Source organism: Candidatus Aquicultor secundus (assembly GCF_002791875.1).
GTDB classification, from domain to species: Bacteria; Actinomycetota; Aquicultoria; order Aquicultorales; family Aquicultoraceae; genus Aquicultor_A; species Aquicultor_A secundus.
Genome location: NZ_PFNG01000150.1, coordinates 1 through 10,303, shown reverse-complemented (window position 1 = coordinate 10,303; position 10,303 = coordinate 1). Strand labels below are relative to the sequence as shown.

General features: G+C 45.0%; 9 protein-coding genes. All 9 read right to left on the bottom strand.

All coding sequences use genetic code 11. From position 1 onward, the window contains the following. Positions 1 to 9: 9 nt before the first annotated feature. The 9 genes from COY37_RS06170 to COY37_RS06130 all read right to left on the bottom strand — a co-directional run bounded on the left by COY37_RS06170 (position 10) and on the right by COY37_RS06130 (position 9,343). The gene (locus COY37_RS06170) at positions 10 to 426 is read right to left on the bottom strand and encodes a hypothetical protein (RefSeq protein ID WP_286976775.1); all 417 of its coding nucleotides are present in this window, start codon (positions 424 to 426) and stop codon (positions 10 to 12) included. 188 nt (positions 427 to 614) lie between these two features. After that, on the bottom strand, positions 615 to 1,295 hold the full coding sequence (locus tag COY37_RS06165; protein WP_286678124.1) for a Yip1 family protein: 681 nt from the start codon (positions 1,293 to 1,295) through the stop codon (positions 615 to 617). Positions 1,296 to 1,336: 41 nt separating this feature from the next. Continuing rightward, positions 1,337 to 2,602 carry an ABC transporter permease gene (locus tag COY37_RS06160; protein WP_286678123.1) on the bottom strand — a complete coding sequence of 422 codons (1,266 nt, stop codon included), beginning with the start codon at positions 2,600 to 2,602 and terminating at the stop codon, positions 1,337 to 1,339. A 3-nt stretch (positions 2,603 to 2,605) separates the two neighbouring features. Beyond that, positions 2,606 to 3,511 carry a COG1361 S-layer family protein gene (locus COY37_RS06155; protein ID WP_286678122.1) on the bottom strand — a complete coding sequence of 302 codons (906 nt, stop codon included), beginning with the start codon at positions 3,509 to 3,511 and terminating at the stop codon, positions 2,606 to 2,608. A 49-nt stretch (positions 3,512 to 3,560) separates the two neighbouring features. Further along, positions 3,561 to 4,235 carry an ABC transporter ATP-binding protein gene (locus tag COY37_RS06150; protein WP_286678127.1) on the bottom strand — a complete coding sequence of 225 codons (675 nt, stop codon included), beginning with the start codon at positions 4,233 to 4,235 and terminating at the stop codon, positions 3,561 to 3,563. 575 nt (positions 4,236 to 4,810) lie between these two features. Beyond that, positions 4,811 to 6,025, bottom strand: a complete 1,215-nt coding sequence (locus COY37_RS06145) for a S41 family peptidase (RefSeq protein ID WP_286678121.1) — start codon at positions 6,023 to 6,025, stop codon at positions 4,811 to 4,813. Positions 6,026 to 6,053: 28 nt separating this feature from the next. Continuing rightward, entirely contained in the window at positions 6,054 to 7,355 is a 1,302-nt protein-coding gene (locus COY37_RS06140) for a radical SAM/SPASM domain-containing protein (RefSeq protein WP_286976771.1), read from the bottom strand. Positions 7,356 to 7,373: 18 nt separating this feature from the next. Beyond that, positions 7,374 to 8,888, bottom strand: coding sequence for a radical SAM protein (locus COY37_RS06135; protein WP_286678119.1), 1,515 nt, complete (start codon positions 8,886 to 8,888; stop codon positions 7,374 to 7,376). Positions 8,889 to 9,205: 317 nt separating this feature from the next. After that, the gene (locus COY37_RS06130; RefSeq protein ID WP_286976767.1) at positions 9,206 to 9,343 is read right to left on the bottom strand and encodes a hypothetical protein; all 138 of its coding nucleotides are present in this window, start codon (positions 9,341 to 9,343) and stop codon (positions 9,206 to 9,208) included. Positions 9,344 to 10,303: the final 960 nt, after the last annotated feature.

Sequence of the window (10,303 nt, the reverse complement as noted above, 5' to 3'; positions counted from 1 at the left end):
AAGTAACAGTCATGTCCGAGCCTGCCGGTACCTGGGATGCCTACCTGCACAGAATCGGGCTTTACTAACAATAAAACCACATCCCACGCTACCCGGGTTGATCAGATATTTCACACCGTCTTTATTAAACTCAAAGACCTGACCGTCGGCCGGTGAAATAAACTCGACGTACGCCATGCCGGATATTGGCTCGGCCCTTGTCGGCAATTCCTGCAAGTAGGCGAGGTGGTTCTCGTCCAAACGCTCCCTGCTCCAAACACACGTAGCAATGGCTTCTCTGCTGAAATCGCTTGTATCGATATCTTCAAGCACGCACAGGTCGTGGTTGCCGATTATGCAGATATGTTTTCGAAACATAATCATATATACGCCTTTTATGCAGACAAACAAGCCCTGCACATCGACGACCATTTTGGGAAATTTCAATGCCTCACCCGTCGCTTGGGTGTGGAGGCGCCGTGGCGTAAAAGTTGCCTTGCCCTCAATGGTACCTTTTATCTCGGGCCGGTGGTGCTCCCTTCAGGATTAAGGGTCGCGTAGAGGTTTTGCGATAACGCTTAAGTGAGACTATATCCGCCCCAATCAAGTCTATGAGCTACCTTTGAATTCTCTACTCATAAAGTCATTTTAAGAGATCCGCTTATTAAGACAGGTAAAACGGCCAGGATGGTCCCAAGGAGCCAGTATCCGACTACGACAGCCATCGTCTTCCCTTTCGATACCTTATAGGTTATAGAGAACCCTATTACCAGAAGAATAATCGACCACAAGGCAAAAATGTCGATGCGGCCTAAAAAAGCGCCTAACGGACCCATCTGCTGTCGAAACGGCAGCAGCGCCGATAGGCCTGGCGCTATTACCTTCCCGCTTACTGTCACATAGATCGATTGCATGATTTGCTGGAGCACGATCGGTACCTGCGCATACGCAACGGTAGCTATACCAACGGTAAACTTGGCGCTTCCCCCAAACATAGACATGCCAAGATGTATAAGGGCTGCCTGAATAAATAGAGCGAAGATAACGCTAAACAAACCCATTACAGCGGCTATAATCGGGAGGAACTTCATCATCTGCTTTGCCTGGCCTTCCTGGGCAGGAGTCAACTTGGCTGTGCCGTTCTGCATTTGCTTCTGCGCCAGATCGGCGGCCAGAGGCGCGCTGATTGCTCCAAAAATGATTGATACTACTATCAGCAGCACTACAGGCATGACAAAGTTCGGATTGTCCTTCGCCCACTCAAATACGCTAGAGGGCTTGACCAACACACGACCCAGATTCTTTACTGCTTCCACTTTGTAAACCCCTCCTGTTTAAATATCATGATTTATCGCTATCACTCGTGCCTGAGAGCAACCAGTGGGTTAAGGCGCGATGCCCGCAAAGCCGGGTAGATGCCGGATACGAGCCCAACCGCGGTTGCAAATACGATAGCAAAGATTGCCAGCCATGCCGGGACGATGAATGCGATCGGGCTTTCGCCGCCGCCCTGGTTTTTCAAATAAACCGATGCTATGGCGCCCAGAATTTTTGATATGAGCCAACCCAAGAACGTGCCGCCGACGCCTCCCATAAAGCCGATAACCCCCGCCTCACCTAAGAATATCTTGATGATATCCTTGTTGCCTGCTCCGATCGCCTTCATTATACCGATTTCGCGGGTGCGCTCGTAAATCGACATAATCATCGTGTTTACGATGCCTATCGAGGCTACTAGAAGCGCCACGGCACCGATAGCGCCAAGGATCGCCTGGAGAATCCCAAACACCGTTTTAAAGCCATCCAGGATCTGCTTGAGTGAAAAAACAAAGAGCCCCTTTGCTTCCAGCGCTTTTTGCACCGAATCCGCACGATCAGGCGATTCGACGGTGACTTTTAGCGAGTTATAGCCTTCTTTTTTGATCAGATTCGGTGTGTTCTTTTGCCATATCCAGAGGTCTTCTGCAGCTCCTATCGGCATATAGATGGTACTGTAATCAGTTTGCGCCCCCTTGTCTTTCGCAATCCCTACGATTCGTGCGCGGACACACCGTACCTCTGTCGACCCATCATCGGCAGTTCTCGAGACCTTGATTAACGCTTGCTTGCCAACAAGCTCTCCAGCCATAACCTTATGGTCATCTTCAAACGAGTTTCCAAATTTGCTGGACAGAATGATGGTTTTATCGTCATCTCGCCTCGGCGCCCGCCCTTGGGAAACCGCAATAGGATTCTCTGTGCTAAATCCGTCGATATTGATCTGCGACGCTTTATGGTTCTGGATTTTTACATCGGTATTAGCTACACCGATCGATGGAACAACCGATTTTACGCCGTCTATCCTGGATATTTCTTTTACAAGCTTCTCGGTAAGATGTATTTCCTTTTCCCTGCCGCCAAAGGCATCCCCCCTATTTGGGTTGGTGGGGACGATGGTGAGTTCATTGACATCGGCTATGGACATAAGCTGCCGGGTTAGGCTATCTTGAAGGCCCACTCCAAGAGCGACCATAGCGACAATCGCCGTCGTGCCAACTACAACACCGAGCACGGTAAGCGTCACCTTGAGTTTCATGCGTTTTAAATTGAGAAGAACAAACAATACCAGGTCTGAATTGTTCATGAATTACTCGCTTTTTTCTCCAAAACCAAACAGCGCCTTGAAGAATTTCGCAATGCCCGAGAAGAAACCGCCAGAGTCCTCGGGCTTATCCTTAGGCTTACTATTCCCTTCCACCTTTATCTTAAGGTCCTTAGTTATAAAGCGGGCGTGGTTGAAATCATCAACATAGCCGACTTTGAGTCTTAAGGTTTTTTCGCCAGGTTTATCGAACGTAACACCCGTCTCGTAAACATCGGAATCGGCGGATTCAAGCGTTCCTACGAAGTAGTTCGGTGATTTTATGCCTGCGCCATCGGCTGAAAGCTCGGCCGAGACACCGTTAGCGGTGTGGTTGCCCGCATTGACGATCTCGGCGGTAAGCTTAAATTCTTTGCCCACATCAACGGATGAAGGCATGGAAGACGGGTTGATGCGAAGATCGGGCTTTCTGACGATCTTAATGCCGACCACCTGATCTTGCGCCCGTGCACCGTTATAATTGAGCTTAACCTTGAGATTGTAAGTACCGGAGCGCGCCGAGCCGTCGGAGATCATCCTGAAAGCAACCTCTTGCCGGCGATCGGAGCCAAGAGACCCCAGGTAACGAACATTGCTCTCGCCAAGAACCGAAAGCAGCGATTGGGAAGACGACACCCCTGCTTCCTGGCCTTGTGATGTTCCATCGGCATCAGACATGCTTGCGCTGTCTACGCCAAGCGTCACCATCAGGTTTTTCGCCTTCGCGTTTCCATCGTTTTTCACGTTAAGTTTCAGGGTGAAGTTGTCCCCCGGGGATACATCCTTTGGCTCTATAGATGCGCTGACCAGCACAACCGGGCTTGACGCAAATGCGGGCGCCGCGATAAGCAGCGAAATAACTACCAATGACACCGATAAAGATATGACAAAAGCAACGATCTTTTTAACCACTGCGCACCCCCATAGCTTGCCTCAAATTTAACATCCGGTCTTCTTCCATTTATCCTTCACCCCTGATAATCCTGCCGTCTTTTATATGAACCACCCTATCCGCGTAACGGGCCTTTTCGGCATCATGCGTTACCATGACGACGGTAAGGCCGTTGTTCTTATTCATCCAGGTAAGAAGATCCATGATCTCCTCGCCGGTTTTACTGTCGAGGTTTCCGGTTGGTTCATCCCCAAGGATTATGGCCGGGTTATTGATCAGCGCCCGCGCCACCGCAACCCTTTGCTGCTCGCCGCCGCTCATCTCGGTGGGCCGGTGGTTGACCCTATCTTGCAAGCCCACGGTTTTTAGCATATCCTGCACCTTGGTTAAACGATCGTTTTTTGGAATTCCGGAAAAAATAAGGGGAAGCTCGACGTTTTGCAAAGCCGTGAGTGTCGGGACCAGGTTGTATGATTGAAATATAAAGCCGATCTTCTCGCGGCGGTATTTGGCGAGCTGGTTCTCGTCAAGCGAGGCGATATCCAGCCCATCAACGCTTATCTCGCCCGAATCAAACCGGTCGAGCCCGCCTATAAGGTTGAGAAGCGTCGATTTACCAGATCCCGAAGTGCCCATGATGCTGACGAATTCGCCTTGACTGATTGAGATAGAAACATTGTCGAGAGCTATTAAGGGTTCCTTCCCAAGCGAGTATTTGCGAACAAGATTAACCACGGAAATCACTTGATTCAAATCACTCTCCCGTGCTCATACGTGTTGTACGGTAGCAACTTACTTTAAATAACAACCTATTTAAACAAAAATCGATGAACATATTAATGATTCTATACTTTAATATAATGCTCCTGGGCATTTAAAGTAATAGCAAGCATTGCGAATAAGCGTTAGCTTAATTATATTAGCACAGCTTACATTATTATGATACGTCGTGACTAGTAGAAAGAATTTAGTGAAAGGCCTTATTAAAACTCAAGCCAGCTCTCACAGCACACCTTTATTGTAACTTGCGTTGATTCCTGCTCCAAACAAAGGCACCCCTGGCTAATCCGGTAATCAACGACACACCGGCCCAGACGGATACCTTATACATAAAACCATGCGTGAGAATAAATTGAAAAGAGAAGTCCTTTTTGTCAACAGCACTTATAATGATAAATGAAACAGTCATAAGTACCAGGTATAGAAAACCCTGGTTTAAGATGAACTTTGTCCTGTCCGTATATTGACCGGTACCCAAGGAAAACCCTCCCCAATGTATTGCCATACGGTTATCCGAACGCAAACATCGTGTGCTTGCATCAATTGCGACACAATTCAATTGCACGATCTAACTGCGCATCCTCTTGCTTGGTTATCAGGACAACCGAATTCAATACTTCTAAGTCCGGCAATATCCCTGCTTCTTCCATAACCCTGCCTTCCGGCGTTAGGTATTTAAACGTTGTGATCTGTAGCTTGGTGCCGTCAAAAAGAGTATAGATAGTTGCTTCATGAGCTAAACCTGCGGTCTGACGCCCCACTAGCTTTATCCTTTCATCAACGCCTTTTAGTGCGTTTAGGAAGATGAATTCGCTGGAACTCATCGTAGATTCGTCACACAACAGCATTATTCTCCTAAAGTCATGATCAATGTCTCTTTCAGGTTCAACCAAGATTTTCTCTCTTTCGCCTTGCTTAGCCAATCTATATCCAATAATCTTGTTTCTCGGCGTAAATATCGAGGCTATCCTAACTGTTTCTGCAATTAAACCACCATGGTTGCCCCTGACATCAATAATTAATGATGATGCCTTTCTGCATTGTTCTAGCGCTGCCTTAAAAGTTTTAACAACACCCTCATATCTAAAGCTTAAGATTTTAATATAGCCGACACCATGGTCGAAGATTTTAACCAGGCAAGGTTTCAGAATTTCACGCTTATAATCATTACTTAAAGAATCATCGCTATCCAAGTTAACTCCGGTAATTACACCGATATCTTGCTTTGCTAGCCTACCTACAACTACATTTTGTCCGTCTGTCGCTTCTATCTCTACACTATCACCTAAATCTCCGCCCATCAGTTCGTTAACAAAGGCGACAGTCTGCATGTTCTTAGAACTAAAAAGAAACTTATTGCAAATTGTGCGTTTTAGGTCTTCTATTAGAATACCGTTCACGCTTAAGATTTTCATTCCTGGCGCTAGCTCAGAGCTTTCAGCAAGAATATGCGAGATATAGCAATCATCGTTTATGGCCATCACAAGAAAGGGATAAATCATTGGCTTAAACCAGGGCGAACTCAAGATCCGCGTGTGCGGATCTTTTAGCTCCAGCAGCATGTCGTCGATACACCGATACAACCTGTCATAAGAATCAATGCCGATGATTCTGCCTGAATACTTGTTCTTGATATCAAACCAATCAACATCTCTTTCTTTAAAAAGCGGATACTTTTTATAGACCAGATCCCATATTTGCTCAAATATCTCAATCCTAGTTTTTTCAATCGGCAAAGCATTAATAGTGCTCATCTTCATCTCCGTTTTTATAGTGCTTGCATTAGATTGAAACGAGATCTTCCAAAACCTCGTCGCTTCTCAATGCGGATTTCAGATTACAGTACTCGAGTCCTTTCAAATAGTCGGTAGCAGACATCTCCAGCGCACGGCAATCAAAACAACCGTAACGGTAGGAACATTGCTTGCACTTATCTATCTCGTCCTTTGTCAGCTTCTGGTACTGTTCGTAATCACTATCTTTTAATATGGATACGATGTCGTTCTTTCTGACATTACCAAGCACTAACTTGCGCGACATTATGCATGGTAAAATATCGCCTTCTGCGGTTATCCCCAGTTGGTGTCCGTAACAGTTGTGGTATTTTGCATGATGGCAGAAGCTGTTAACATCAACCTTGCCAAAGCTGCTTGTTTTGTCGTACATAAGCCCAAGGAATTTCGTAGAGTAGAAGTCGTTATGCGGCAGGGGATAAAGGAATTCCAATCTAATCCTGTTCGGGTTGGTAAAAGGACTGTATAAAGCGTATGCGTCCTCAATCTCGTTTTCGTTGAGCCTATTAACTAGGAACGTAAGCGTATACCGGACATTGTCTGAGGCGAGCAAGGAAACATTATCAAGCACCTTGCTGTGCATTTCGGAAACACCGGTTATTTTTCTATACGTGTCATCGTTACTGCCCAACACTTGCACGTTAAGTTCGGCGTTATACTTCTTAATGCACTCCAAGATTTCATCGTTTAATAAAGAACCGTTCGTGTATATTAGAACCCTATATATGCCCTGAGCTTTCGCATGCGCCAGCAGCTTTTCCATCAGCGAGAACTGCAAAAAAGGTTCTCCTCCAACAAATGTCACTTGTTGGCAGTTTAATTTGGCTAACTGGCCGAGAATGTCTTTCCACTGATCGATATCCCTTATCGTGCTACCCTCGTTACGCGCCCATCTTTTACATCCGGTTTTTCTGAAAAGTGTGTTATCCCCTTCTTTGCAGAACACGCAGTCGAAATTGCACATTGTATCCAGCTCGATAAAGGCATTGCCAACCGCATAATTCGAAGGCGCTACCATCTCTACAGCGGGGTGCTGGCCGACGTAAAACCTCTCCACATACATTGGAGTTTCGTAGTACATTCCTACGCTCATACCAACTAGCGTGTCCAAGAAACCAAGTTCAGTATCCGTTATTCTGTCTAACGGTATATTGCTCTCGCATTTATTTAATAAATTTAGCTTATCTTCATCAATCGATATCATGTCTCCAGTAGAGACATTGTAGATGCAGCCTTTTGAAAGGCCATCGACCAGGTAACAATAAGCATTCAACCTGAAATGCCTTTTCACTACTATCAACCCCTTTGACTATTTAATCAGCACCTCATAAGCTTCATGAAATGAATAATCGAGCAAGTTATCAAACGCCCTTGGATTAGCTTCCAGTGTTGAGTACACCATCTCGAGTATTTTTGGTATTGTGGTGCGCCTTTTTTCGCAGAATTCCTGGTTAAAGACCAACTCGTTATCTCTTACGAAATGCATGAAACACACCTCACACAGCCTGCTAAAACCACAGGTGCCGCAGTTCTCGTGCAGCAAGGACACATATTCATTTACTAAACGGTTGACTTTGTCGAAATCGATCCCACGATCGATATCACCTATAGAAAACTGTTGATTGACCCTTTCACACACATAGAACCGGCCGTCGGGATCAACGGAAAGCTTGCTAGTAGGAATGCAAGAGTTGTTTAAAATCGGCTGGATACCTTTCGCCCGATTCTTCAAGAAAAATAGCCCTAGAAAGATGGAGTACATGGTACTAGAAGGAGTTTTATCATTGATAATGTCGTCCAGGAAACGTGCTCTGATCTTGCTCATAGAATTTGTCAAGCTATTACGATCGGTTTCCAGCAAACCCCTTGAGTACAAATCATCTAAATCATCATAGTAGTTTGTATAAAATGGATTAATCTCGCCAAGAAATACGCTGAAGGGAGAGAACATATCCCTTTTCTCTTCAAAGAAATCAACCACCTGGCATATGTCGGTGAATGAATCGTAACAGCTATTGAATGTAATGATCTGCTCAAGGCCTTGTTTTTGTTTTTCGGTTTGAAAATCAGTCAGGTTCTTTATAATTTGGTTAAACGTACCTTTGCCGTTCTTAAAAACTCTTTTACGGTCATGTTCGTACTCGTTACCGTCCAAGCTTACTGTTACCATTATGCTGTTCTCTATCGCGAGGCGAATGAACTCGTCGTCGATCAGGGTACCGTTTGTTGTAATATAGAAAACCGTCTTCGGATCTTTGGCGCGGCAATAATCAACAACTTGCTTTATTAAGCCTAACTCCATTAACGGTTCTCCCCCATAGAACACTATGGCGGGTGCTTTCTTGAATCCGGATTTCACCCGTTCTTTGTGCAGCTCCATATAGTAATCTATGGCTTTCCTAGCAACATCAAACGTCATGTGCTTATTCGAGTAACTTTTAATAAGAGGATAGCTGTCAGAATAAACGCAATACTTACAGCGAAGGTTGCACTTCTCCGTAGCTATTAAGATTAATGCTGAGGAAGGTGTATGTAATACCGTATGCTCATTTATTACTGGGCTTGTACGTTTTGAAGGATCTTTGTAGAAAAAACCATTCCTAATCAGAGTTTCGATATAACCATAAGAGCCCCCCGCATCTTTATGGTTATACGTTGTTTTCAACTCCCCAATTATGTCATTTTTTTCGTGGTCGTTGAAATGTGTTATAAGGTAATATACGTCATCCGGACAGGGAATGACCATGCCGGAAACGTTATCGAAAATATACTGGTTACCGCTCTCGGTTGAAAATCTATATGCGTTGAGCTGCGCACCTTGCATTACTACGCCTCCTTTGATTCCATTCTTTTGATTTCCGTTTACCGCTTATATCTTCATAAGAGAACGCTTCTCTCCCAAAAGATACTGCTATGTCTAATGCAAGATGCATGATAGGACGTTGCGGGACTATTAATTCAATTTAAAGCGGCCTTTCTAAACGCATAAACCCAAACCCGTTAGCTAAAACACCTGTCAAACGTTCACTTTGCTTACCTGACAATCTTACTAACGCTTATCTCTTAATCTCATATCCCAAGGTCTAAGTGTAGGGGAAAATCCCAGAGAACCAAATCAGCTACGCTTATAGTTAGGACATGCTATACGAAATACCATAGCGCTCCAAACAGAGAAGCTTCCGGACCAAAGAAGAAGCATGTCAATGCACACGAACCAAGGCATGTAAGCCCGCCTCCGACTTGCTCTTCCGCAACCTCTTTATTGATTATTTGCATCATTCTCACCTCCTCTTTAATTGCTCCGAACAATGTTTAAATCAGCGAGAAACTAAGGTTGCCCAACGCTTCGACTATAAAGCGTATGATACTAACGCCACCGTGGTGTAAACCAGTGAAACAACGCAAGCAGCCGTGCAGAAAAAAGCACAGGCAGGCCAACCCCCAACTTGATCGTTTTGAGTCGTGTTGTTGATGATCTCCATTTTGCCCCTCCCTTCTGGACGCATTGGGCTCCCCTACACTTAGACAGGAGGATAATAGCAAGCCTTGAATACCTTGCGTTAAGCCTTATCAATACGCACTACTTCAATCCCTATGTGTCTTATTATTGTTTGGTCGTATTCTGCTTTCGTTTTTTGATCTAAGTTCTTGCCTTGCTATCTTATGGTTTTTTTAGTATTTTCATGGTCGTACTTTTCGACATGCGACTTGTTGATATGTTTAAGGTTGCTTGATTCTTTGCAGGACAGAGTTCTCACTTGCGCTCACTCTTCGCAACCTTATAGTCCAGCTACATAACTCACTCATGATACGCTTAGTTAATAGTAGGATAGCATTTTCTCGCTGTTAGATAAATTCCTCATATTAACCATTTATGACTACATGTGACTGCGCCTCATTTGCCTGCAACATAATCGCCGGCAATGTCCACAAGCGGCTGGCCGATCCCTACACGTCACAGGCTTGCGATCGATAAAATGATAGTTAACAACTTCTAACTTCGAGGATGTCGTGTGGTGGGATATGAACCCCTTTGACCATAGTGAACCGGAGGACTACCCGCTTCTATGTAATGGAAAACAAACGGGGCCCGATAACGACGTTGGGAGAAAATGTTATCAATTTCTTAGAAAGTATTGACTTTCTTGGATATGAGCCCGCCAGCTTGAACCAGTAGCTAAGAGTGAATGGCAACCTGTAGAATCGAGGTAATGAAAGGAATGGTTGCCATGGGAAGAA

Coding starts and splice junctions, on each gene's coding strand:
- COY37_RS06160 (WP_286678123.1), bottom strand. CDS start 2,602: ATGAACAATTCAGACCTGGTATTGTTTGTTCTTCTCAATTTAAAACGC.
- COY37_RS06145 (WP_286678121.1), bottom strand. CDS start 6,025: ATGAGCACTATTAATGCTTTGCCGATTGAAAAAACTAGGATTGAGATA.
- COY37_RS06135 (WP_286678119.1), bottom strand. CDS start 8,888: ATGCAAGGTGCGCAGCTCAACGCATATAGATTTTCAACCGAGAGCGGT.
- COY37_RS06130 (WP_286976767.1), bottom strand. CDS start 9,343: ATGATGCAAATAATCAATAAAGAGGTTGCGGAAGAGCAAGTCGGAGGC.